The 22725-nt window shown below is 69.7% G+C and carries 22 protein-coding genes and 1 tRNA gene; 11 read left to right on the top strand and 12 right to left on the bottom strand.

The window, feature by feature from the left end; all coding sequences use genetic code 11:
- Positions 1–34: 34 nt before the first annotated feature.
- On the top strand, positions 35–667 hold the full coding sequence (gene upp, locus ACW5DW_RS10290) for a uracil phosphoribosyltransferase (RefSeq protein WP_457018746.1): 633 nt from the start codon (positions 35–37) through the stop codon (positions 665–667).
- A 560-nt stretch (positions 668–1227) separates the two neighbouring features.
- On the opposite strand, the gene ACW5DW_RS10285 is transcribed toward upp, so the two are convergent.
- Positions 1228–2982 carry a glycoside hydrolase family 9 protein gene (locus ACW5DW_RS10285; protein WP_457018745.1) on the bottom strand — a complete coding sequence of 585 codons (1755 nt, stop codon included), beginning with the start codon at positions 2980–2982 and terminating at the stop codon, positions 1228–1230.
- A gap of 410 nt (positions 2983–3392) precedes the next feature.
- Here ACW5DW_RS10285 and ACW5DW_RS10280 point away from each other — a divergent pair, with 410 nt between their 5' ends.
- Positions 3393–3776 (top strand): helix-turn-helix transcriptional regulator, encoded by a 384-nt coding sequence (locus ACW5DW_RS10280; RefSeq protein WP_457018744.1) that lies wholly within the window; start codon positions 3393–3395, stop codon positions 3774–3776.
- Positions 3777–3788: 12 nt separating this feature from the next.
- Here ACW5DW_RS10280 and ACW5DW_RS10275 read toward each other — a convergent pair whose 3' ends face one another.
- From ACW5DW_RS10275 to ACW5DW_RS10240, 8 genes are all read right to left on the bottom strand, one after another.
- Positions 3789–4190, bottom strand: coding sequence for an MAPEG family protein (locus ACW5DW_RS10275; RefSeq protein WP_457018743.1), 402 nt, complete (start codon positions 4188–4190; stop codon positions 3789–3791).
- Positions 4187–5089 (bottom strand): MBL fold metallo-hydrolase, encoded by a 903-nt coding sequence (locus ACW5DW_RS10270; RefSeq protein ID WP_457018742.1) that lies wholly within the window; start codon positions 5087–5089, stop codon positions 4187–4189. Before ACW5DW_RS10270 ends, ACW5DW_RS10275 begins: the two co-directional genes overlap by 4 nt.
- A gap of 26 nt (positions 5090–5115) precedes the next feature.
- Positions 5116–6852, bottom strand: coding sequence for a gamma-glutamyltransferase (ggt, locus tag ACW5DW_RS10265; RefSeq protein WP_457018741.1), 1737 nt, complete (start codon positions 6850–6852; stop codon positions 5116–5118).
- Positions 6849–7130, bottom strand: a complete 282-nt coding sequence (locus ACW5DW_RS10260; protein ID WP_457018740.1) for a YfhL family 4Fe-4S dicluster ferredoxin — start codon at positions 7128–7130, stop codon at positions 6849–6851. Before ACW5DW_RS10260 ends, ggt begins: the two co-directional genes overlap by 4 nt.
- A 250-nt stretch (positions 7131–7380) precedes the next feature.
- Complete coding sequence (locus ACW5DW_RS10255) at positions 7381–7866, bottom strand: hypothetical protein (protein WP_457018739.1); 486 nt, start codon at positions 7864–7866, stop codon at positions 7381–7383.
- A gap of 34 nt (positions 7867–7900) precedes the next feature.
- Positions 7901–8404, bottom strand: coding sequence for a pantetheine-phosphate adenylyltransferase (coaD, locus tag ACW5DW_RS10250; RefSeq protein WP_457018738.1), 504 nt, complete (start codon positions 8402–8404; stop codon positions 7901–7903).
- 66 nt (positions 8405–8470) lie between these two features.
- Positions 8471–9031 carry a 16S rRNA (guanine(966)-N(2))-methyltransferase RsmD gene (gene rsmD, locus ACW5DW_RS10245; protein ID WP_457018737.1) on the bottom strand — a complete coding sequence of 187 codons (561 nt, stop codon included), beginning with the start codon at positions 9029–9031 and terminating at the stop codon, positions 8471–8473.
- Complete coding sequence (locus ACW5DW_RS10240) at positions 9028–10833, bottom strand: DUF885 domain-containing protein (protein ID WP_457018736.1); 1806 nt, start codon at positions 10831–10833, stop codon at positions 9028–9030. The genes rsmD and ACW5DW_RS10240 overlap by 4 nt, the downstream gene beginning before the upstream one ends.
- A gap of 152 nt (positions 10834–10985) precedes the next feature.
- Here ACW5DW_RS10240 and ftsY point away from each other — a divergent pair, with 152 nt between their 5' ends.
- The 4 genes from ftsY to ACW5DW_RS10220 all read left to right on the top strand — a co-directional run bounded on the left by ftsY (position 10986) and on the right by ACW5DW_RS10220 (position 15210).
- A complete protein-coding gene (gene ftsY / locus ACW5DW_RS10235) occupies positions 10986–12389 on the top strand; it encodes a signal recognition particle-docking protein FtsY (RefSeq protein WP_457018735.1) in 1404 nt (467 codons plus the stop codon).
- Entirely contained in the window at positions 12386–13672 is a 1287-nt protein-coding gene (locus tag ACW5DW_RS10230) for a hypothetical protein (protein WP_457018734.1), read from the top strand. The genes ftsY and ACW5DW_RS10230 overlap by 4 nt, the downstream gene beginning before the upstream one ends.
- Entirely contained in the window at positions 13669–14757 is a 1089-nt protein-coding gene (mutY, locus tag ACW5DW_RS10225; RefSeq protein WP_457018733.1) for an A/G-specific adenine glycosylase, read from the top strand. Before ACW5DW_RS10230 ends, mutY begins: the two co-directional genes overlap by 4 nt.
- A 174-nt stretch (positions 14758–14931) precedes the next feature.
- Positions 14932–15210: an oxidative damage protection protein gene (locus ACW5DW_RS10220; protein WP_457018732.1), complete on the top strand. Its 279-nt coding sequence runs from the start codon at positions 14932–14934 to the stop codon at positions 15208–15210.
- 355 nt (positions 15211–15565) lie between these two features.
- Here the strand turns inward: ACW5DW_RS10220 and ACW5DW_RS10215 are convergent, their stop codons facing one another.
- Positions 15566–16021 (bottom strand): DUF6491 family protein, encoded by a 456-nt coding sequence (locus ACW5DW_RS10215; protein ID WP_457018731.1) that lies wholly within the window; start codon positions 16019–16021, stop codon positions 15566–15568.
- Between the two features lie 159 nt (positions 16022–16180).
- On the opposite strand from ACW5DW_RS10215, the gene ACW5DW_RS10210 reads away from it, so the two are divergent.
- On the top strand, positions 16181–17572 hold the full coding sequence (locus ACW5DW_RS10210) for an FAD/NAD(P)-binding protein (RefSeq protein ID WP_457018730.1): 1392 nt from the start codon (positions 16181–16183) through the stop codon (positions 17570–17572).
- 25 nt (positions 17573–17597) lie between these two features.
- Here ACW5DW_RS10210 and ACW5DW_RS10205 read toward each other — a convergent pair whose 3' ends face one another.
- Positions 17598–17819: a hypothetical protein gene (locus ACW5DW_RS10205; RefSeq protein ID WP_457018729.1), complete on the bottom strand. Its 222-nt coding sequence runs from the start codon at positions 17817–17819 to the stop codon at positions 17598–17600.
- Positions 17820–18065: 246 nt separating this feature from the next.
- A tRNA-Phe gene (locus ACW5DW_RS10200) sits at positions 18066–18141 on the bottom strand.
- A 183-nt stretch (positions 18142–18324) separates the two neighbouring features.
- Between ACW5DW_RS10200 and ACW5DW_RS10195 the strand changes: the two genes are divergently transcribed.
- The 4 genes from ACW5DW_RS10195 (at position 18325) to ACW5DW_RS10180 (ending at position 22675) form a co-directional block, all read left to right on the top strand.
- The gene (locus tag ACW5DW_RS10195) at positions 18325–18804 is read left to right on the top strand and encodes an NDR1/HIN1-like protein (RefSeq protein WP_457018728.1); all 480 of its coding nucleotides are present in this window, start codon (positions 18325–18327) and stop codon (positions 18802–18804) included.
- A gap of 31 nt (positions 18805–18835) precedes the next feature.
- The gene (locus ACW5DW_RS10190; RefSeq protein ID WP_457018727.1) at positions 18836–20626 is read left to right on the top strand and encodes an acyl-CoA dehydrogenase C-terminal domain-containing protein; all 1791 of its coding nucleotides are present in this window, start codon (positions 18836–18838) and stop codon (positions 20624–20626) included.
- Between the two features lie 124 nt (positions 20627–20750).
- Positions 20751–21425, top strand: a complete 675-nt coding sequence (locus ACW5DW_RS10185) for an HNH endonuclease (RefSeq protein WP_457018726.1) — start codon at positions 20751–20753, stop codon at positions 21423–21425.
- 158 nt (positions 21426–21583) lie between these two features.
- Positions 21584–22675 (top strand): hypothetical protein, encoded by a 1092-nt coding sequence (locus ACW5DW_RS10180; protein ID WP_457018725.1) that lies wholly within the window; start codon positions 21584–21586, stop codon positions 22673–22675.
- Positions 22676–22725 lie beyond the last annotated feature (50 nt).

Below are 22725 nucleotides of genomic sequence, written 5' to 3'. Positions count from 1 at the left end.
ACCGGCGGCGTCGCGATTCGGTCACACTCGTGACATGAAGACGATGGAAGTCCGCCACCCGCTGGTACAGCACAAGATCGGCCTGTTGCGCGATGCTTCGCTCAGCACCAAGGCCTTCCGCGAGCTGGTCACCGAACTGGGCACGCTGCTGGCCTACGAGGCCACCGCCGACCTGGAAACCGAGCCCGCCACGACGCAGGGCTGGGCCGGCGAGGTGAGCGTGCGCCGCATCGCCGGCGCCAAGATCACCCTGGTGCCAATCCTGCGCGCGGGCCTGGGCATGCTGCCTGGCGTGCTGGCGCTGATCCCCGCTGCGAAAGTCAGCGTGGTCGGCCTGCAGCGCGACGAGAAGACGCTGCAGCCGGCCACCTATTTCGAGCGGCTGACCGGCCGCCTGGATGAACGCGACGCATTGATCCTCGACCCGATGCTGGCCACCGGCGGCACCCTGATCGCCACCATCGACATGCTCAAGCGCGCCGGCGCGCGCCGGATCCGCGGCATCTTCCTGGTCGCCGCGCCGGAAGGCCTGCGCGCGCTCGAAGCAGCGCACCCGGATGTCGCGGTCTACACCGCCTCCATCGACCAGCGCCTCGACGAGAAGGGCTACATCCTGCCCGGCCTGGGCGACGCCGGCGATCGCATCTTCGGCACGCGCGTGGACTGAAGTGGCACGGACGCGGATTCCGTGTCGCGTCCCGCACCGCGGTGCCCGGCTCTGCCATTCCGAGCCAAGGCGACGCTGAAAAATTGTCATTTCGAGCGTAGCGAGAAATCTAGCTTCTGATTTTCGGAGGGTCGCGTGCTTCGAATTGACGCCGCGCCCTGTCGACCGGGGATCGCTTTTCGCTCGGTCAGGGCATCCTGCCCTGACTCGCGCGCAAAACATCCATGTTTTGCTCTCCGCGACCCCCGGTCGCCAAGGCACGGCTCGCTGCGTTTGGTGCTGCGATGCTCCGGGTGGAGCTTTTTTTTCGAAGCCACGCCAATGACTCGACGATGGTCGTCCCGGGGTGGGGGTTGCGTAGAGCAGCGCATGGATGCGCTGCGGCGGCGAGTCAGCCATGGATGGCCGACCGAGCCGGGGAGCAACCCCCAGCCCGGGACGACTCCCGGCCACAGGCCTGATCCAGTCGCTTGCAATCCGGCCGACTCCTCTCGATGGAAGAACAACCGTTTTTTACGCCCGCGTCCATCGCTCCGCCATCCGTGCGATGACAGCAAACCCTACTCCGCCGGCGTCAGCGCCTCGATCGCAGCTGCCACGTACACCAGCGGCGCGTTCCAGTTGATCGCGATCTCGTTGCTGGCATAGCTGCAGTCGTGGTCGAGCCACGACAGCGCCGGCAGCTTCGAGGCATACGGCAGCGGGCAGTCGCCTGCATCCTGTTGCCGCGGATTGGGGCCTCCCGAAAGCAGCCCCGGCACCGGTTCGGCGATGCCGTCGGCCTGCGAAGGCCGGTGGTGGATGTGCATCGGCGTGCGCAAACCGTGCCCGGTCACGAAGGACACGCCCAGCGGATTGCGCCCCAGCACGTAGTCCAGCTGCGACTGCGCCGCGTCCAGGTATTCGCGGCGCGCCGACAGCCGATAGCCCTGCACCAGCATCAGCGCCTGGTTAAGCGCCTGCGCGCTGCTGCCCCAGACGAAATCCTCCGCCTGCATCGCCACGCGCCAGGGCGAGTCCGCCGACACCGCCGCCAGGCGTGCGGCCAGGCCCTCGATGCCGTTGGTCACGCGCGCACGCGCGGCTTCGGGCAGGCGTTCGCGATGGCGCGCCAGCGAGCTCCAGCCCAGGGCACCGACCTGCGCCCACGACGGCACTGCGGGCTCGGTGGCGTGGCGCTCGAAGGCCGCAAGATAGGCATCGTCGCCGGACAGCAGGTACAGCTCGGCCGCGGCCCAGGCGAACTCGTCGTCCAGCGACTCGTCGCCATAAGCACCGGTGTGCACGTCCGCGGGCTGCCGGTAGGCCACGTCCGGATGCGCCTGCGCCCAGCCCCAGGCACGCGTGGCCGCTTCGCGCATACGCGCCGGCACACCGGGGAACTGCGCCTCGAACGGCGCATACACGCGCGCAGCCATCGCCATGACCGCGGCGAAATCCAGCGCCGCGGCGGTGCCCTTCTGCACCACGTAGCGCGGCTTGGTGGCCGCATCGGGCATCACCACGCCGTCGAACCGGAGGTTGGTGAGCTTGTGATAGACGCCGCCGTCGGCCGGATCCTGCATCTCCAGCATCCAGCGCAGGTTCCACCAGGCTTCGTCGAGCAGGTCCGGCACGGCGTTGCCGCTTTCGGGAATGCCGATGTCGCGACCGCGGAAGAACTCCGGGAAGTCCTCCCACGCGGCCAGCAGCGTGTACATCGTGATGCCGGAATTGACCACGTATTTGTTGTAGTCGCCCGCGTCGTACCAGCCGCTTGGCGCCGAGACGAGGCTGCCCTCGGGCCTCGAGGCCGACGCGGCGGACGCGTGTACCCGTACCTGCGTATCCGGGTGCCCCGCCGCGCGTGCATACCGGCCCGCATGCGCGGGCTCGAGCGCCGTGCCCGCGCGGTTGAAGTAGAAGCCCTTGAGCGCGGCATCGGCCAGCGCCGCGTAGGGCTGCACATCCACGCGGAACGGATCAGACGCAGGCAACCCGTCCACTTTCAGCCGGTATTCGCCGGCCGGCAGCGCCGTGACGTCGGCGATGGCGGCAGCGCGATTGGCGGGCGCCCAGCGCGCCGCCGTCGACAGATCGCCTTCCAGCACCAGTTGCCCGTCAGTGTCGCTGACCACTTCAAAACGCGCGCCGGTTGCGCCTTCTACGACCGCGAGCTTGGCCGCATCGGGATGGAAGCCGAGCTGGTTGAACCGGATCTGCGGAGCCACTGCAGATGCCGCCGTGCCGGCCTCGCCGCTGGCGATTGCAGGGGTGGCGGGCAGCAGGGCCAGCGCCACGGCGCAAAACGAAAGAAGGCTGGATGGTTTGATCATGTCCCGATGCTGGCCGCCACGGGCGCGGCATGCAAGCGGGGCCGGGCCCCGAGGCGGGTAGGGACACCGCCAAAATAGATCCGGCTGGGCCGACAGATGCCGACCCAGCCGAACCTGCGCTTGCATCCAGCATCTCCCTGCGGCACCGCTCCTGATGGCTTCCTTCCCTGGAGCCGACGCGACCACGGTGCAACCCTCGGCCATGCGCGCGTTGCAAGCAATGGGCCAAGGGGGTCGGAATGCGACAGTATCGCTGACAATCCAAAATCTTGACTAATAAAATCATTGACTTGCGAAATCATGCCAACGAAGCTGGACAAGCGATGTCAATTTCGTTGACACGACAGAATCACTGTCATCGGCGAGCCGGACCCGTGCTATACCGTCTGGCCCCGCACACGGATACCGGCATGAAGTTGAGTACCCGCATCCGGACCACCCGGGTGCGCGCCGGCCTCTCGCAGGCCGAATTGGCCGAATCGCTCGGCGTCAGCCGCAGCGCCGTCGGCAACTGGGAGAGCGCGCGCGGCGGCGTCCATCCGTCCAGCGAGCGGCTGGCCGAACTCGCCATGGCCACCGGCGTGTCCTACGAATGGCTCGCGACTGGCCGCGGCACGGCGACGACGCCCAGCGAGGGCGTCCCCGCGGCCGATGCCGAGTTCGTCGACGACCTGGTCGAACGTCGCCTGCTGCAGGGCTTCCGTGCCTGCAGCGAACCGCTCAAGCAGGCGGTCCTGGTGCTGATCGAGGCGCAGCTGCCAAAGCGCGGGAGGCGCTCGCGCAGCGGAGACTGATGACCGGTGCGCTCAGACCAGCTGCACGGCCAGCATCTGCCACAGCCCCGCCAGCGCCATCACCAGCAGCAGCACGAAGGTGAGCAGGGTCCCGGCGAAACGTCCGAACGAGTAGCCCGCCGATCCACCCAGGCCAATGGCGTGCAGCAGGCGCGCGACCAGCAGCCCCAGGCCGCAGCTCCAGACCAGGACCGACGGGCTTCCGCACAGTTCGAGCAGGGCCAGCAGCACCAGCGCCAGCGGCACGTACTCGCCGAAGTTGGCGTGCACCCGCACCCTGAGCGCCAGCGCCTGGTCGCCGCCGCTGCCGACACCGATCCGCTTCGCGCGGCGCTGCAGCACCACGCGCACGGCCAGGACGAGGTACAGCAGCGCGTGCAGCGCGGCGATGAACAGGCTGATGCGTGGGGTCACGGCGTCGCGTCCCGGATCAATGCACGCGCGGCCAGCCGCGCGTGCTGGTGGACGGCGGAAAACCGCCCGCGCTCGTCGCGTGCCAGCTGCACCAGCGCCACGTCCGGATCATGGGTCAGGAACAGGTGCACGTCGCGCGCAAGCTTGTCCGCGAGGAAGGCCTGCTTCTCGTCGATCAGCAGCTCCGGGCAGCGGTCGTAGCCCATGGTGATCGGCACGTGCACCCAGGGCAGGCCCGGCACCAGGTCGGCGCAGAAGACCACGCCGCCGTGCGGCCGGCCCTCGCGCAGTTCGTGGCCGAGGATCTCGGCCAGCAGCATCCCCGGCGTGTGGCCGTCGCTGTAGTGGAAACGCACCGCGTCGCCCAGCGAAGGCGTGCGGTCGCCGTCGACGAACTCGATGCGGCCGGTGGCCTCAAGCAGGGCGGGCAGTTCGGGGATGAAGCTGGCGCGGTCGCGCAGGTGCGGACTGCGGGCGCGCTGCCAGTGTTGGCGGCCGATGACGAAGGTGGCGTTCGGGAACAGCAGCTCCAGCCCACGCTCCGCCGACCACGGCGCCAGCAGGCCGCCGGCGTGGTCGAAATGCAGGTGGCTGAGCACGACCACGTCGATGTCGGTGTGCTCGAAGCCGGCCTCACGCAGTGAATCGAGGAGTACGTGGTGGCTCTCGGCCACGCCGAAGCGTTCGCGCAGGTTTGGATCGAAGAAGGCGCCGATGCCGGTCTCGAACAGCACCGTCCTGCCGTTGAGCGGCGTTGCCAGCAGCGCGCGCGTGGCCAGGCTGACGCGGTTGAGTTCGTCCGGAACCATCCACTTGGTCCACATTGCCCTCGGCGCATTGCCGAACATCGAGCCGCCATCCAGACGCTGCGAATTGCCTTCGATCGACCAGAGCTTCATGCCGTTTTCCCGGGTTGGATCCTGCCTCAGCGCTCCGTGACAACCGCCGTTTCAACCGCCGCCTTGCCCACCGGATTGCGTGGGTCGCTGCCGCCGTGCAGGGTGTTGTCGCGCAGGTTCCATTCCACCGTCTGCAGGTTGCCCCAGACATGGCTGGAGCCGCGGCCACCTTCGGCCTCGTCGCCGGGCAGCCTGAGCGTATGGCCGAGCGCGCGCAGCGCCTGTGCCACCTGCGGCGTGAATGCGCCGCTCTCTGCGCCGATCACGTCCGGCATCCACTGGTGGTGGTAGCGCGGCAGCGCGGCGACGGCCTGCGCATCGAGCCCGGCGTCGTAGCCGAGGATGCCCAGCAGCACCATGGTGATGATGCGGCTGCCGCCGGGCGTGCCAAGCGCGACCACGCGCTCGCCCGATTGCATGAAGGTCGGCGTCATCGAGCTGAGCATGCGCTTGCCCGGTGCGGGCGCGTTGGCGTCGTAACCCATCACCCCGAACGCGTTGGGCGTGCCGGGCTTGAGCGCGAAGTCGTCCATCTCGTTGTTGAGCAGCACGCCGGTGCCGGGCGGCACCAGGCCCGAGCCGAACAGCAGGTTCACCGTCTGCGTGACCGCGACGCGGTTGCCGGCGCCGTCGATGATGGAGAAGTGCGTGGTTTCCTCGTCCTCCAGCGGCGTCTGCTCGCCCGACAGCATGTCGCTGGGCGTGGCCCGCGCTGGATTGATCGTCGCGCGCAGGCCGGCGGCGTAGTCGCTGCTGGTCAGCAGGCGCTGCGGCACCTGCACGAAATCCGGATCGCCCAGGTAGAAGGTGCGGTCGCGGAAGGCGCGACGCATCGACTCGACCACCAGGTGCGTGCGCGCGGCCTCGTCGAGCTGTTGGAGGTCCCATCCCTCCAGGATCTGCAGCATCTGCGCCAGCGCGATGCCGCCGGACGACGGCGGTGGCGCGGTGACGATGTCCCAGTCGCGGTAGCGGAAGCGGATCGGCTCGCGCTCCTTGATCGTGTACGCGGCCAGTTCGTCGGCGCTCCACTGTCCGCCCTCGGCGTTGACGCCGGCGACGAGCTTTTTTCCGACCTCGCCACGATAGAAGCCGTCGAAACCGTGCTCGGCAAGCAGCTGCAGCGTGCGCGCCAGGTCGGGCTGGCGGAACACGTCGCCTTGCTCCGGCGCAGCGCCGCCGGCGAGGAACACCGCGCGCGTGCCGGAGTAACGCTCCATCACCTCGCGCCGCTGCTGGTAGCCGCGGGCGAAGCGTTCGTAGACTGGAAAGCCGTCGCGCGCGACGCGGATCGCCGGCGCCAGCGAGGTCGCCAGTGGCAGCTCCCCGTACTTTTCCGCGAGGTGCACGAACGCCGCCGGCAGCCCCGGAATGCCCGCAGACCAGGGACCGTTGATCGCGCGGTCGCGATCCAACTCGCCATCGGGCGTGAGGTAGCGCTCCGGGGTCGCCGAGGCTGGCGCGGTCTCGCGCGCGTCGACGAAGACGTCGCGACCGGTCTTCGCATCGTGCAGCAGGAAGAAGCCGCCACCGCCCAGCCCCGAGGAGATCGGCTCGACCACCGACAGCACCGCGGACACCGTGATCGCCGCATCGAAGGCGTTGCCGCCGGCGCGCAGGGTTTCGAAACCGGCGTTGGTGGCCAGTGCATGCGCCGAGGCGATCGCCGCGCCCGGCGGATGCGCCGGCTTCGTCTCGCGCGCGAGTGCGGAGGAGCCAGCCAGGAAGGCCAGCAGCAGGACCGTGCGGAACAGGGTGTTCAAGGATTCTCCTCCGGCGCATTGGCCTGGGATTGCCCGCCCTGCAGGCGCAGCAGCTTGGCCAGCAGCTGCGGCTCGCTTTCGGGATGCTCGGGATCGGGGTCGATGCATTCGACCGGGCACACCATCACGCACTGCGGCTCGTCGAAGTGGCCGACGCATTCGGTGCACAGGTCCGGATGGATCACGTAGACGGTTTCGCCCTGGGTGATCGCGCTGTTCGGGCAGGCCGGCTCGCAGACGTCGCAGTTGACGCAGAGCTCGTTGATCTTCAGGGCCATGCCCGCATTGTATGCCCTGCACCGCCAACGGTCCGTTCCACCGGCGGAATGGCGCGGGCCGCCACTGACCCCAGGCTGTTTGCAGGAGCGGCCTCAGCCGCGATCACCACATGAGGTGGCGCGACGCATCGGGTCGCGCGATCGCGGCTGAAGCCGCTCCTACACGGGTGCCCCCATTCCGAACCCGCGCAGCGGGTGGAAGGAAGACCATCCGGCAGCCGCACCCGCTTGCGCGGGCGCGGCCGGATGGTCACTTGGATTCGACGAAGACGTATTCCACGCCGGCAGGCTCGACGGCGGCACGGACGCGGTCGTTGTTGGCGCTGTCGCCGATGTAGACCACGCGCACTTCCTTCATGGTGTTCGGGTTCACGGTCTCGAACGCGGACACGATCAGGTCGGCGGTCTTGGTCGGGTTGAGGCCGGCGTAGGCGAGGATGTTGCCCTTCACGATGCCGCGGCCGACGTCCATCGTGGCCTTCTCCAGGAGCCGGTTGTACTCCTCCGGATCATTCGGGTTGTCGTTGGCCGGCACGCGGTACACGTAGGGCTGGGCGGTGATGCCCTCCATGTGACGCGGGATCTGGTCGTTCAGGTAGTCCTGCCAGGCGGCCTTGTCGTCGGTGGTCGGCGAGGCGAGCGGCGCGCGCTCGACTGGCGCGGCCTCTTCCTTGTTGCATGCCGCGAGCGGCAGCAGCAGGCACGCGGCCAGCGCAATGCTGTTCAACAGTTTCATCTCGGGTACTCCGGGTGAGGTGTGGGGATGGATATCAATCCGCGGCGCGCTGCCACTCGGCCTGCAGCGCCTCGGCCACGGCCGCCGGCACGAAGCCGGACACGTCGCCGCCCAGGCGCGAGATCTCGCGCACCAGCGACGATGAAATGAAACCGTGCTGCTCGGCCGGGGTGAGGAACAAGGTTTCCACTTCGGGAATCAGGTGGCGGTTCATGCTCGCCATCTGGAATTCGTACTCGAAGTCCGACACCGCGCGCAGGCCGCGCAGCAGGATGCCGCCGCCCACCTCGCGCACGAAATGCGCAAGCAGCGAGTCGAAGCCCTGCACCTCCACGTTGGTGTGGTGTGCCAGGGCTTCGCGCGCGAGCCGCACGCGCAGCTCCAGCGACAGCGTCGGCTTCTTCGACGGGCTTGCGGCCACGCCCACCACGAGCCGCTGCCACAGCGGCGCGGCACGGTCGACAAGGTCGATGTGGCCGTTGGTGATCGGGTCGAAGGTACCGGGATAGACCGCGGTGCGGGTACGGGCCGGGCTCATGATCTTGGCGGTTGCGCAGTCGCTGTCCGGAGTCGCGGCCAGTGTAGCAGCGCGGCCCGGCGCCGTTCAGCCGATGCGCCGGTACAGTGCGTGGCGGGTCTCGCGGGTCGTGCCTTCGCGGTGCGGCCGCCAGCCCGTACCGGGTTCGATGCTGCGCTGCAGCGGCGCCTCGACGTAGAGCCAGGCCTCGTCGGCCAGCCACGGATCGAGCTGCGCGAATACCGGTTCCCAGAGGTCTGCTGCAAACGGCGGATCGACGAACAGCACGTCGAAGCGGCCGTGCAGCGGCGCGCGCAGGAAGGCCAGCGCGTCGGCCTGCACGATCGTCGCCGCCTGCCCGTCTTCCAGCCTGGCCGTCACCGCGCGCAGCGATTCGCACTGGCGCGCATCGCGCTCCACCAGCAGCGCCTCGCGCGCGCCTCGCGAAACCGCCTCCAACCCCAGCGCGCCGCTGCCTGCGAACAGGTCCAGCACGCGCGCGCCCGGCAGCACCGGCTGCAGCCAGTTGAACAAAGTCTCGCGGGTGCGGTCCGGGGTCGGACGCAGCCCGGTCGCGTCCGCCACCGGCAGACGCGTACCGCGCCAACGACCGCCGATGATGCGCACGCTGCCGGGCGCACGGCTCATGGCGCAGGCGCCGCCTTCTGCGCGGCGATGAATGCGCGCACCTCGTCCTCCAGCACCGGCAGCGGCACCGACCCGAGGTTGAGCACGGTGTCGTGGAAGGGGCGCTGGTCGAAGCGGTCACCCAGCTCACGCTCGGCCTCCGCGCGCAGGTCGAGGATGGTGCGGTAGCCCAGGTAATAGGCCAGCGCCTGTCCCGGCCAGGAGATGTAGCGGTCGACCTCGGTTTCCACGTCGTGCCGCGCCAGTGCGGTGTGGCTGGCGAGGTAGTCGACTGCCTGCTGGCGGCTCCAGCCGTACTCGTGGATGCCGGTATCGATCACCAGGCGCGCGGCGCGCCACATCTCGAAGGTCAGCCGGCCGAACTCCTCGTAGGGCGTCTCGTAGATGCCCATCTGTGTGCCCAGCCATTCGGTGTACAGGCCCCAGCCCTCGCCATAGCCGGAAAAGTAGATCTGTTGGCGGAACTCCGGCCGCGCCGGCGCCTCCAGTGCAAGCGCCGCCTGGAAGCTGTGCCCTGGCGCGCATTCGTGGACCACCAGCGCCGGCAGGTTGTACAGCGGGCGCGAGGCCAGGTCGTAGGTGTTGAACAGGCACGCATCCAGGCCGCCGCGGCCGGAAGTGTAGATCGGCGCGATGTCGTCGGGCACCGGCAGGATCGTGAAGCGGTAGCGCGGCAGCGTGTTGAACGCGTACTTGAGCTGGCCATCGACCTTCTTGGCGATGTACGACGCGGCGGCCAGCAGCTCGCGCGGGGTGCGCGCATAGAACTTCGGATCGGTACGCAGGTACTGCAGGAACTCCTCGAAGCTGCCCTGGAAGCCAGCGCGCGCCATCACCTCGCGCATTTCCGCCGAGATCCGCGCCACCTCCTCCAGCCCGATCTCGTGGATCTCCCGCGGCTCCATGTCGCGGGTGACGTATTCGCGCAGCTGGGTGCGGTAGAAGGCACGGCCGTCGGGCAGGTCGCTGGCCGCGATCGTGGTGCGCGCGCGCGGCATGTAGTCCTCGCGGATGAAGGACAGCAGCTTCGTGTACGAGGGCACCACGTGTTCGAGCACAAGCCTGCGCCCCTCGGCCTGCAGCTCGCTGCGGCGCGGCTCCGGGATCGAGGCCGGCATCGCCTCGATCGAGGCGATGAAAGGGTTTCCCGCATCGGTGCGGGTATAGGGCTCGATGGTGCGGTCGCGGCCCTCGATGCTGACGCGCGGCACGCTCCAGCCGCGCGCCAGGCCCAGCTCCATGTTGGCCATGTGCTGGTCGAAGTGGCGCGGCAGGTCGCGCAGGCGCCCGAACAGGCGCTCCCATTCCGCCTCGCGCGCATAGGGCTGGCGCGGGACCAGATAGCCCCAGAAGAAGGAGTCGCTGTTGAAGGGCGCCTCCCAGGTGCGCCAGGCGGCCGAGTTGTGGTCGGCCTCGATCATGCTGCGGAACACCGCTGCGTTGACACGCTCCTGCGGCGACAGCGCATCGGGCGCAATCACGTCGAGCGCTTCGAGCACCTGTTTCCAGTAGCCGGCGCGACGCTCCCAGTCTTCCGCGGCGATCGACGGCATGCGGCCCGACGCCTGCCAGCGGCCGTCGATCTTCTCGCGCTCGAACTCCCGCTGGCGCCATTCCCACTCCTGCGTGTACAGCGCGCGCAGTGCCTGGTCCGCCTGGCTGGCGGAGGCCGGATCGGCCGCTGCCGGGGCTGCCTGCGGCTCCACCAGCTGCGGCTGCGCGAGCACTGCCTGGCCCGGCGCAAGCGACAGCGCCAGCATCAGCGCGCCTGCCGGCAGGCGGAAACGGGGGGATTGCGGCATTGCGGACTCCTGCGACGGACAGCTTCAACGGGGAGTCGATGGAACCCGATCCGGACACGGATGCCAAGGGCCTGCAGTCACGGGTGGCCCCGCGCCCGGTGGTAGCATGGCCGGCCTTTGGGACCGCCCCCCGACCGGTCCGCACCCGCCCGATGATCCGACTGTTCGGCCGCAAGAAGCCAGACCACGAGACTGCTGACGACGACCGTAGCGGGACCGGCCCGGGCGAGCGCAAGAGCCGCTACAGCATCGAGGAACTGGCGGCCGCGTTTCCGGATGCCGGCGCCGTTGCAGCGCCTGTGGAGTCGGAGCAGCAGTCCGCGCCACTACAGCCGCCGCCTCCCGCGCAGGAACCGCCGAGCACGCCGGAGCCAACGGGCAAACCCTCGACGCAACCTTCCATCGCCGTGCCCTCGCAGGAAAGCGAAGCGGCATTGCCGTCTCCGGCACCCGCGGAACTGCGGGCGCCGTCTCCGCTGCCGCCCGCACCGGAGCCGCCGCCGGCAACGCAAGCTGCGCCGGTCGCGCCCGCGTCTCCCGCAGCTGCGGTTCCCATTGCATCTGCAGCATCCGGCCAGCCCCCTACCGCCGATTCGACGCCGCTTGCTGAACCCGCCCCTACGACGCCGCCCGCGGCCCCGGGCAAGACCGGCTGGCGCGATCGCCTGCGCGGCAGCGTATTCGCGCGCAGCGTCGGCGGCCTGTTCTCGCGCAACCCGAAGCTCGATGACGACCTGCTCGACGAGATCGAGACCGCGCTGCTCACCGCCGACGTCGGCGTCACCGCCACCACGCAACTGGTCGAACAGTTGCGCAAGCGGATGAAGGCCCGTGAGTTCGCCGACGCCAGGGCCATGCTGGCCGCGCTGCGCGCGGACCTGATCGCCATGCTGCAGCCGGTCGCCAAACCGCTGCTGATCGACCGGGCGGCCAGGCCGTTCGTGATCCTCACCGTTGGCGTCAACGGCGTCGGCAAGACCACCACCATCGGCAAGCTGGCGCGTCGCTTCAAGGATGAAGGGCGTTCGCTGATGCTGGCCGCCGGCGACACGTTCCGCGCCGCCGCCGTTGCGCAGCTGCAGGCCTGGGGCCATCGCAACGGCGTGGCCGTGATCGCGCAGGGCCAGGACGCCGACCCGGCCTCGGTTGCGTTTGATGCGCTGCAGGCGGCGAAGTCGCGCGGCAGCGAAGTGCTGATCGCCGACACCGCCGGGCGCCTGCATACCCAGCAGGGGCTGATGGCCGAGCTGAGCAAGATCCGCCGCGTGCTGGGCAAGATCGACCCGACCGCGCCGCACGAGGTGCTGATGGTGATCGATGGCACCACCGGCCAGAACGCGCTGTCGCAGCTGCGCCAGTTCCATGCCGCGGTCAACGTCACCGGCCTGGTGGTCACCAAGCTCGACGGCACCGCCAAGGGCGGCGTGGTGTTCGCGCTGGCGCGCGAGTTCGGCATCCCGATCCGCTTCGCCGGCATCGGCGAGCGCCCCGAGGACCTGCGCGTGTTCGACGCCGAAGCTTTCGTCGACGCGCTGCTGCCCGAAACGCTCGGGTGAGCGCGACCCCGCGCCAGGCCAGGCCGCCGCAGGCGCGCCGGCGCTGGCGACGGATCCTCCTGCTGCTGTGCGCGGCGGCGCTTGCGCTGCTGGTCCTGCTGTCGCTGGTTGTCTGGATCGCGCTGCCGCCGGAGCGGATCGTGCCGCTGGTGCTGGCCCGCGTCGGCGCGTCGATGGGACTGGAGATCAGCGCCGCAGGCGATGCGGCCACGCGGCTGGGGCGCCAGCCGAGTTTCGTGGTGCGCGACCTGGTCGTGCGTGAGCCCGGTGCGGAGCGTCCACTGCTGCAGGCACGGCGACTGCTGGTCTCCCTGCCGTGGCGCACGATCCGCGGACTTGGCGATCCGCTGGAGCTGGTGCGCGTCGAGCTGGATGCGCCGGTGCTCGATGTGGCGGCGCTGCAGCACTGGCTGGCCACGCGCCCGCCGGGCGATGGCCGCGTGCCCACGCTCACGCGCGGGCTGCAGGTGCGCAACGGCCGTGTCGAAGGTGGCGGCTGGCGGATCGAAGCCTTCGCCCTCGGCCTGCCGCAGCTGCGCGACGACACACCGGTGCGCGCACGCGCTTCAGGCCGCTACGTGGATGCGTCGATGCGTGCGCCCTTCGATCTTGCGGCGACGCTGCAGCGCCCGGCGAGCGGGCGCGGCTTCGCGGTCGTCGGCGCGGTCACACCCGCACGCGCAGGCTGGCGGCTGCCCGCGCAGGTGACGCTGTCGGGCGCCCTGCACTGGGATGGAGCACTGGCGCTGCTGCCGGCCAGGTTCGGCGCGGGCGGACACTTCATTTCGGGCGACACGAGCATTCCTTTTTCCCTGGGCCTGCAGGGGCCGCTGCGCGCGCATGACGGCGCCTGGACCCTGCTGCCGGCCGGCGTTGCGCTGCGCGGCGGCGGGCTGGTGCCGGAGCTGGATGCACGCGGACGGCTGGCACTGGGTCGCCAGCTGCTGGTGCAGCTCGACGGACGCATCGCGCAGTGGCCCGCCGACTGGCCGGCGCTGCCGCCGCCGCTGGGCGCCTCGGAGCAGCCGCTGGCGCTGTCCACCAGCTATCTGGGTCCTGTCGATTTCAGCGCGCCGCTTGCGCTGCGCGTGGAGCGCGACGACCTGCGCTTCGACGGCCAACTCGACGTGCCCGGGCTGGTGGCCTGGGCATCGGACATGGATCGGGGCAGCCTGCTGCCGCCGCTCAACGGGAGGCTTGAAGCCGACGCGATGGAGATCTCGGGCGCGAGGCTTGAAGGCGTCAGCATCGAGTTCGAAGACGTCGGGGCGTCAACACCATGAGCCGCGCCGCCATCAGCGACGAGCCGGCCATTGACCGTTACGCCGAGCGCCTGCTGCAGTGGTTCGACGTCTCCGGTCGCCACGACCTGCCCTGGCAGCATCCACGCACGCCGTATCGGGTGTGGCTGTCGGAGATCATGCTGCAGCAGACCCAAGTGCGCGTGGTCGTGCCCTATTTCGAGCGCTTCGTCGCTGCGCTGCCGGACGTGCGCGCGCTTGCCGCAGCCACGCTCGACGAGGTACTCGCACTGTGGTCGGGCCTGGGCTACTACGCCCGCGCGCGCAACCTGCATGCTGCCGCGCAGCGCTGCGTCGGGCTGCATGGCGGCGAGCTGCCGCGCGACTTCGATGCCCTGCTCGCCCTGCCCGGCATCGGCCGCAGCACCGCGGGCGCGATCCTGTCGCAGGCATGGGGCGAGCCCTTTGCGATCCTCGACGGCAACGTCAAGCGCGTGTTGTGCCGCGTGCACGGCGTCGGGGGTTGGCCGGGGCTTCCCGCGGTCGAGAAACGGCTCTGGACCATCGCCACGTTGCATGTTCCCGGCGTGCCCGAAGGCCGCATGGCCGACTACACCCAGGCGCAGATGGATTTCGGCGCGACGCTGTGCACGCGCCACGATCCGGCCTGCATGCTGTGCCCGCTGCAGCACGACTGCGTGGCGCTGCAACAGGGCCGCGTCGACGACCTGCCCACGCCCAGGCCTGGCAAGCCGCTGCCCGAACGGCAAACGCTGGTGCTGCTCATTCGCGATCCCGAAGGCCGTGTGCTGATGCAGCGTCGCCCGCCGACCGGCATCTGGGCCGCTCTCTGGTCATTGCCCGATCACCCGGAGGCGGGCGCCGCACGCACGTGGTTCGAACGCCACGTCCGTGATGGTTTCGACAGCGGCGAAGCGCTCGACCCGATCGCGCACGGCTTTACCCATTTCCGCCTCACGCTGCAGCCGATCACATGGCGCGGGGTCATGCTGCGCGCGTCGGTGCAGGACAACCTCGACCTGCGCTGGGTCAGGCGCGATGAACTCCGATCCCTCGGCATCCCCGCCCCCATCCGCACCCTCCTCGAATCAACCTTGCCCCCGTAGGAGCGGCTTCAGCCGCGACCCGAACCCGACGGGCCTACGCAGCCGCAGCAGGAAGCCGCCTCTTCAGCCGCCGATCGGCACGGCCGCAGCCCTCGCCACGCATCTATTCACATGAACGCCCCGCGGCTGAAGCCGCTCCTACAATAGGGGCTGGCATCTACCGGAGTGCACAGCATGGCCCGCACCGTTTTCTGCAGCTACGAACAACGTGATACGGAGGGCATGGACTTCGTGCCCTGGCCGGGCGAACTGGGCAAGCGCGTGTTCGCCAACATCGGCAAGTCCGCCTGGGCGACGTGGCTGGCGCACCAGACCATGCTGATCAACGAGAACCGCCTCTCGCCGCTCGATCCCAAGCATCGCGCCTTCCTCGAGGAAGAGATGCAGAAGTTCCTGTTCGCCGGCGGCGCGGACAAGCCCGCAGGCTACGTGCCGGAAGACGGAACGTCCTGAGCGGCTGTCGCGCTGCTTTTCGACGGCCGTCGGCTGCCGAGGAGCACCATGGATGACCAGCCCTGCGGGCTGTTGAAAATCGCTTCCAGCGTTCGCTGGAATGACGGTCAAGGTGAGGCGCTGCAACACCAGCAGCGGCCATCCCGGCGACGCAAACCACCGTCGCCCCAGCGAACGCCAGCCACCGTCATCCCGGCGAACGCCAATCACCGTCATCCCGGCGAAAGCCGGGATCCATTTTCACAGCCGCAGCGTCGCCAGGAGCAACATGAATCCCATGATTGCCTTGGAATGACGCTCGTCCAGCTTCGCACCCCATGCGCCGAACCCGCGTCGCGCGACAGCGACGTGCGCCTCAGGATCCGCTTTCGCGCTCCTGCACCTGCGCTTCGCGCAACTCCTTCTCCGACGCACGCAGCGCCTTGACATCCAGCGGACGGATCTCCCGGATGTGGCACGGCATTCGCATCGAACCTGCGCCCCGTGCGATGACCTTGTCGAAGCTCGCATGCACGCGATTCATCTGGCTGGTCAACCCGATCGCCGGCGCAAACTCCAGGTCCGGGCATGGGCCCTGCAGCGCCAGCAGCCAGGCTTCGGCGGGCCTGGTCCACACCACCAGTTCGCTGTCGCCCAATGGCGTCCAGCCGTTGATGCTTCCGAAGAAGCGGAAACTCGGCACCGGCTCGCCGGCATGCGCCTGGTAAAGCGCACGCTTTCCTGCCGCATCCAGCCCGGCACTGGAAGCACACGCAGCCAGCGCCAGCAGCGCCGCCGACGCGGCAATCGTCATCAGCTTCTTCGTATCCATCGTCGCCTCCTCAGGCCGCAGCTCGTGAGCCGACCTCATGATGCGCCCGTGGCGACTGCGGCAGGCCTTGCCTGGATCCGGAAGTTCAGGACCCGCTCGGCATCGCCGCCACGCGGACCGGATGCCACAATGCCCGCATGAGCCCATCGCACAGTCCGCATGACACCTGCTTCCGCCGATGAACCCCGCTTCGGCACGTTGATCGTCGGCGGCGGTGCCGCGGGCGTCCTCGTCGCAATCGGGCTGTTGATGGATGACCGCTGCGCGGAGCCGGTCGCGATCATCGAACCAGATGCGCAGCTTGCGCGCGGCGCGGCCTACGCCACCGGGCGCGCCGAGCACCTGCTCAACGTGGTCGCGTCGCGCATGAGCGCGATCGCCGGGCAGCAGGACCACTTCGTCCGCTTCCTCGCCCAGGATGCGGCCATCGGCGAGGACGGATTGCGCGACAGCTTCGCCCGCCGTCGCGACTACGGACGCTACCTGCGGCATACCCTCGAAACCCTGCCCGCGCAGCGCGCGCCCACGCACCTGCGCGAGCGCGCGGTCGATATCGAGCGCCTGGACGGCGGCTTCCGCGTGCACCTGGCCGACGGCGGCAGCGCACTCGCGCGCCACGTGGTGCTCGCCATCGGCAACGCGTCCCGGCCTCTGCCCGGATACCTGCAGCATCCCGGGATGCGCCTGGCCGAAGCCTGGGACTACGACGCGGTGCAGCGCATCGACCCCGACGACGCGGTCTGCATCCTCGGCTCGGGCCTGAGCATGGTCGATGCCACGCTCAGCCTCGCCGCGGCCGGACACCGCGGACCGATCCACGTGCTCTCGCGGCATGGCCTGATGCCGTTGCCGCATGCGCCGACCGGCCCGCAGCACGGCACGAGCGTCGATGACCTGCTGCCGCTCGGCGTTCGCGATCGCTGGCGCGTGCTGCGCAGCCGGATCGAGGCGGCGGTCGCGACCGGCGAACCCTGGCAATGGAGCTTCGACCGGCTGCGCCACCATGGCCAGGCGCTGTGGCAATCGCTCGACGACGCACAGCGTCGCCGCTTCCTGCGTCACGCCGTGCGCTATTGGGACATCCACCGCCACCGCATCGCGCCGGAGGTAGCCGCGACCCTGGACGCGCTGCGCACCAGCGGCCAGCTCCAGAGCAGGGCCGGCCGACTGCAGGCAATCACGGCGGACCCCGCCAACGGCAGCCACGTGCATTTCCGTCCGCGCCATGGGCTGCGCGAACACATGCTGCGCGCCGACTGGATCATCAACGCCACCGGCGTGGAGACCAACATCGACCTGCGCCCCGGCACCCTGCTGCAGGCGCTGCGCGGACGCGGCCTGGTCCTGCCCGGGCCGCAGGGGCTGGGCGTGGCCAGCAGCGACATCGGCCACGTCTACAACCGCAGCGGCCGGCCCGACCCGGGCCTGTACGTTCTCGGCGCCCTGCGCATCGGTGACCTGTGGGAGAGCATCGCCATCCCCGAGCTGCGTGAACAGGCGCAACAGATCGCCGCGGATATCCTCACGACCGGTGCGCAGTCCCGCAACTGAGGCCCGCAGCCCGCAGGGGCTTCAGTCAACCGCAGGTGGCGATGACCACCGACGTACCGCCACCCATCGGCACCAGCACCGCCGTGGGGTGGCCGGTTTCCACATAGCGGCGCGAGGCCATCGTGTGCGCCTCCTCGATCGCCTGCAGCTTGGTCGGACGGTACAGCGCCTCGGCCTCGGCCACGCCCTGGCTGCGCACCCGCCAGCCTCCCGCGGAGGCCTCGATCTCGATCAGTTCACGAATCATGTTCCGGCACCTTCGAAAGAAAGGTGCCCCGGCTGGTTCGGCATTCTCCGGCCGGACCCGCGTCCCTGCAGCGCCATTCTCCGATGGTCGCTGCCGGGGCGGAGACAAGCTTGCGCCGCGGCACGGGGAAGCACAGTCAGCGGCTAACGCGACGAGGTGTAGGAAAAGTCCTACACAGTTCAGACCCGGAGAACCGAGGGAGGCAGAAAAAAACCGCCCTGAGGCGGTCTCTTCTTCTCTCTGCAATGGTGGCCGGGGAGGGAGTCGAACCCCCGACACGGGGATTTTCAATCCCCTGCTCTACCAACTGAGCTACCCGGCCACGCGCTCCGGCGCTGGGCCGTGCGAGCCGCGCATGATACGGGCGGCCGGTCCGTCGGGCAAGCAGGGGAACCTGGTCCGCCAGGGATTCAGGCGCCCCGGCCAGCGCCCCGCCCCGCCCGACCAACCCCTACCGTACGTCGTAGTATCCTCGCGGCAGTCCGTGACGACGCGTGGGGTTGCGATGAAGCTTGGATGGCGTGTGCTGGCGTTGCTGGTGGTGGTGTCCCTGGTGGCGTGCTCGAGCCGCGGCGTGCCGCGGCGGGTGTCGGAGCCGACGGCCAGCCTGCAGCAGCTGACGGTCGGGGCCGACGGTAGCTGGTCGATCGAGCTGCGGCTGCAGAACTACAGCAGCATCCCGATGCGCTTCGAGGCGGTGTCGCTGGTCTTTACCGTCGACGAGCAGGCGGCCGGCACCCTGGCCGCGCAGCCGGCGCTGACCATCGGGCCGGAGTCGGCCGACGTGATCACCGTGGCCTTTGCTCCCTCCGCCGATGCGCGCCTGCTGCTGGCCGGCAGGCTGGCCGACGGCCGCGGGATGCAGTACCGGCTCGAAGGCACCATCGACGCCGCGCCCACCGACCGCGGCAAGGTCCGCGACTACGAGGTCAAGCGCGACAGCCGGCTGAGCCCGGTGCCCGGCCTGCCGGGCGTGCTGCGCTGACCGCACCGCCATTCGACCTGCGAGCATTCCGATGAGCACCTATTCCGCGCCGCTGCGCGACATGCGCTTCACCCTGTTCGACCTGCTGGACGTCGAGTCCGGCTTCGCCCGCCTTGGCTTCGCAGACACGGGACGCGACATCATCGATCCCATGCTCGACGAAGCCGCGCGCTTCAGCGGCACGGTGCTGGCGCCGTTGAACAAGGCCGGCGACGAGCACGGCGTGGTCTACGACAAGGACAGCGGCAGCGTCACCACTGCGCCCGGTTTTGCCGAGGCCTACCGCCAGTTCACCGAGGGCGGCTGGAGCGGCCTGTCGGCGCCGGCCGAGTTCGGCGGCATGGGTATGCCGCACGTGGCCGGCATGCCGCTGGAGGAGATGATCAACTCGGCCAACCTGGCCTGGGGCAACTTCCCGCTGCTCTCGCACGGCGCGGCCAGCGCGCTGCAGCACCACGGCGAGGAATGGCTGCAGAAGGTGTTCCTGGAGAAGCTCGTCACCGGCGAGTGGACCGGCACCATGTGCCTGACCGAGCCGCACTGCGGCACCGACCTGGGGCTGCTCAAGACCCGCGCCGAACCCGCGGCGGACGGCGCGTACTCGCTCACCGGCACCAAGATCTTCATCACCGCCGGCGAGCACGACCTCACTCCCAACATCATCCACCTGGTGCTGGCGCGGCTGCCGGACGCACCGGCCGGCAGCAAGGGCATCTCGCTGTTCGTCGTACCCAAGTTCAGGGTCGACCGCGAAGGCAGCGTGGGCGAGCGCAACGCGGTGCGCTGCGGCGCGGTCGAGCACAAGATGGGCATCCATGGCTCGGCCACCTGCGTGATGAACTTCGACGGCGCGGAGGGCTGGCTGGTCGGCCAGCCGCATCGCGGCCTGATGGCGATGTTCACCATGATGAACACCGCGCGCCTGGGCGTCGGCATCCAGGGCCTGGGCCTGGCCGAACGGGCCATGCAGAACGCGCTGCGCTATTCGCGCGAACGATTGCAGTCGCGCGCGCTGTCGGGCGCGAAGTTCCCCGAGCGCCCGGCCGATCCGATCATCGTGCAGCCGGACGTGCGGCGCATGCTGCTCACCTGCAAGGCGCTGGTGGAGGGCGGCCGCGCACTGGCCTACCACGCAGGCCTGCAGGTCGACCTGGCTGCACACGCGGCCAGCGAGGATGAGCGCAAGGCGGCCGACGAACTGCTCGGTTTCCTCACCCCGATCGTCAAGGGCTGCCTGACCGAATGGGGCGTGGAGTGCACCTACCACGCGCTGCAGTGCTTCGGCGGCCACGGCTACATCGCCGAGCACGGCATGGAGCAGCTGGCGCGCGATGCGCGCATCACCACGCTCTACGAAGGCACCACCGGCATCCAGGCGCTGGACCTGATGGGCCGCAAGACCATGCAACTGCAGGGCGCGGGGCTGAAGGCGTTCCTGGGCATGGTGCAGGTGTTCTGCGAGCAGCAGGTTGGCAACCCGGCGATGGCCGAGTTCATCGGCCCGCTGATGGAGAAGGCGCAGGAGTGGCAGGCGCTGACCATTGCGATCGCCAAGCGTGCGGCGGCGGATCCGGAAGAGATCGGCGCGGCGGCATACGACTACCTGTTCTATTCGGGCTACGTGGCGCTGGCCTACTGGTGGGCGCGCAGCGTGGCCGCGGCCGATGCCTCGTCGCAGCCGCAGGCCTTCAAGGATGCCAAGCGCGAGACCGCGCGCTTCTATTACGCGCGCCTGCTGCCGCGCACGCTGGCGCACAAGGCGGCGATCGACAGCGGCCCGGCGCCGCTGCTGTCGCTGGACGAGGCTGCGTTCGACGCCTGAGGCTGGTGCGCCCGCGTCGCGCTGCACGTCGTGTCGATACGCCTGATCGCCCCCGCAGTGGCCGGCTACGGGCACCGCCGCCGGTCGCGCAATCGTCACCGAATGGCGTTATGCTCGGCGTCCGATGGAGTCTGACAGAGCGCAGCTTCGCGAGATTCCCCCCGGAATCCCTGGGATTCCGGAAGGCGTCGTCGCCCCTCGATTTCCGGTCCCGCATGCACTGCCGCACCGCCTCGATTCGGTGCGGCTGCTTTCGCTCGACGCCCACGGCCGCGCGTTGAACTGGATCAGCTGGCAGGACGCAGCCTGCCTGTATGCGCGCGGTGCGGTCGCCTGGACCCTCGGCGACCCCTGCCTCAACGTGCGCGGCGGCACCAGCCGCCTCACCGGCATGCGCAGCACGCTCGAGCTGCATCCGATCATCGCCGCGCGCAGCACGGTGCGCCCGCAGGCGCTCGACCCGACGCCCGCGCTCACCAACGCCTCGCTGTTCGCGCGCGACCAGCACCTGTGCATGTACTGCGGCAAGGGCCACAGCCGCCAGCTGCTCACCCGCGACCACGTGGTGCCGCTCTCGCGCGGCGGCCGCGACACCTGGGAAAACGTGGTCTGTGCCTGCTTCCACTGCAATTCGCGCAAGGGCGGGCGCACCCCGCAGCAGGCCTCGATGCCGCTGCTGGCCGTGCCCTACCGGCCGAGCTGGATCGAGCACCTGATCCTGTCCAACCGCAACATCCTTGCCGACCAGATGGCCTTCCTGCGCTCGCACCTGCCCAAGCGCAGACGGCCGCGCCAGTAGGGGATCTTGCGGGCCACCGGGCAGGCCTGCCTGCCCTCGCCACGGCCCCCGGCACCCATAGCGGCCCTGCGGCCGCATCGCAGCTCGAGACCGGAGCGCGGGCGCGCCCGCGCTCCGGTCGGCTACACTCGCGGGATCATCCGTAATGAATCCGCGCAATGTCCCTGACCATCGGCCTGGCCGGGATGGACCCTGCAACCGAAACCGCACTCAAAGCGGCCTTCATCGAAGCCAACCAGCGCCTCGGCGGCCGTTGGCAGTTGCTCCCCGAAACCCAGGCCGACCACATCGTGGTCGACATGGACAGCATGTACGGTCCGATGAGTTGGCTGCGCCTGCACGCCTCGGGCAAGCGCGTGGTCGGCCTGACCTCGGCCACGCGCGCGCAGACCGACTTCCGACTCAGCCGCCCGTTCAGCGCCGACTCGATCGCCGCGCTGCTGCAGGAGGTCGCCAGCGAAGCCGAAGCGAAGCCCGCGCCGGCTGCAGTGGATGTCGTGGATGTCGCGCTGCCTGCAGCTGCGGAAGCCGCACCGGCTGGAGCCGCGGACGCGCCGCCCGCCCAGCCCACAGCAATGCCCGAAGCCGCCGGACCGATCCCGTCTCCGGCACCCGAGCCCATCGACACGCAGCCCGTCGCCGAGCCTGCTCCGGCATCCGCAGAGCCCGCGACCCAGCCCCCGCAGGGCGCCACCCTGTTCGTGCGGCTCACGTCAGGCGAGCTCGCCGGCCTGCGTCGTTATCGTCGACCCAGCGGCCCCACCCTGCTGATCGATGCCGGCGCACGCACCTATCACGGGCCGGCCGCCCTCAAGCCGCTGATGCCCTACTTCGAAGGCGAGGTCTCCGAGGCCGCGCTGGAAGTCGTGGACGCGGCGACCTTCGAGCGCGAGGCGGCCGCTGCCGGCCCGCCGCAGCCGCTGGCGCGCCTGGTCTGGGTGGGGGCGCTGGCCAGCGGCCAGGGCAGCCTGCTGCCCGGCCATGATCCGGGCGCCAAGTACCGGCTCAACCGCTGGCCGCAGACCGAACGCGAGTTTCCGCGCCATTTCCGCATCGCCACCGCGATGATGAGGGCGCCGGCCACGCTGGCCGAAATTGCCGCAACCAGCGACATCGCGCTGGAGGAAATCGTCGACTTCGTGAACGCCAACCTCGCCACGGGCGCGGCCGAGGCGGTCGCCGAGGCGGCGCCCGAACCCGTGCCGCAGGCGCGCTCTGGCGGGCTGCTGGGCCGCCTGCGCGGTCGCTGACCCGTCGCAGCGCCTGCACGTCGCGCAGGCGGTGCAGGATTACAATGTGC

This window comes from Luteimonas sp. A482 (genome assembly GCF_054072655.1).
The sequence above is the reverse complement of the archived record's forward strand: the minus strand, read 5'-3'. Positions and strand labels throughout refer to the sequence as shown.

Coding starts and splice junctions, on each gene's coding strand:
- upp (WP_457018746.1), top strand. CDS start 35: ATGAAGACGATGGAAGTCCGCCACCCGCTGGTACAGCACAAGATCGGC.
- ACW5DW_RS10285 (WP_457018745.1), bottom strand. CDS start 2,982: ATGATCAAACCATCCAGCCTTCTTTCGTTTTGCGCCGTGGCGCTGGCC.
- ACW5DW_RS10280 (WP_457018744.1), top strand. CDS start 3,393: ATGAAGTTGAGTACCCGCATCCGGACCACCCGGGTGCGCGCCGGCCTC.
- ACW5DW_RS10270 (WP_457018742.1), bottom strand. CDS start 5,089: ATGAAGCTCTGGTCGATCGAAGGCAATTCGCAGCGTCTGGATGGCGGC.
- ACW5DW_RS10260 (WP_457018740.1), bottom strand. CDS start 7,130: ATGGCCCTGAAGATCAACGAGCTCTGCGTCAACTGCGACGTCTGCGAG.
- ACW5DW_RS10255 (WP_457018739.1), bottom strand. CDS start 7,866: ATGAAACTGTTGAACAGCATTGCGCTGGCCGCGTGCCTGCTGCTGCCG.
- coaD (WP_457018738.1), bottom strand. CDS start 8,404: ATGAGCCCGGCCCGTACCCGCACCGCGGTCTATCCCGGTACCTTCGAC.
- rsmD (WP_457018737.1), bottom strand. CDS start 9,031: ATGAGCCGTGCGCCCGGCAGCGTGCGCATCATCGGCGGTCGTTGGCGC.
- ACW5DW_RS10240 (WP_457018736.1), bottom strand. CDS start 10,833: ATGCCGCAATCCCCCCGTTTCCGCCTGCCGGCAGGCGCGCTGATGCTG.
- ftsY (WP_457018735.1), top strand. CDS start 10,986: ATGATCCGACTGTTCGGCCGCAAGAAGCCAGACCACGAGACTGCTGAC.
- mutY (WP_457018733.1), top strand. CDS start 13,669: ATGAGCCGCGCCGCCATCAGCGACGAGCCGGCCATTGACCGTTACGCC.
- ACW5DW_RS10220 (WP_457018732.1), top strand. CDS start 14,932: ATGGCCCGCACCGTTTTCTGCAGCTACGAACAACGTGATACGGAGGGC.
- ACW5DW_RS10215 (WP_457018731.1), bottom strand. CDS start 16,021: ATGGATACGAAGAAGCTGATGACGATTGCCGCGTCGGCGGCGCTGCTG.
- ACW5DW_RS10210 (WP_457018730.1), top strand. CDS start 16,181: ATGACACCTGCTTCCGCCGATGAACCCCGCTTCGGCACGTTGATCGTC.
- ACW5DW_RS10205 (WP_457018729.1), bottom strand. CDS start 17,819: ATGATTCGTGAACTGATCGAGATCGAGGCCTCCGCGGGAGGCTGGCGG.
- ACW5DW_RS10195 (WP_457018728.1), top strand. CDS start 18,325: ATGAAGCTTGGATGGCGTGTGCTGGCGTTGCTGGTGGTGGTGTCCCTG.
- ACW5DW_RS10190 (WP_457018727.1), top strand. CDS start 18,836: ATGAGCACCTATTCCGCGCCGCTGCGCGACATGCGCTTCACCCTGTTC.
- ACW5DW_RS10185 (WP_457018726.1), top strand. CDS start 20,751: ATGGAGTCTGACAGAGCGCAGCTTCGCGAGATTCCCCCCGGAATCCCT.
- ACW5DW_RS10180 (WP_457018725.1), top strand. CDS start 21,584: ATGTCCCTGACCATCGGCCTGGCCGGGATGGACCCTGCAACCGAAACC.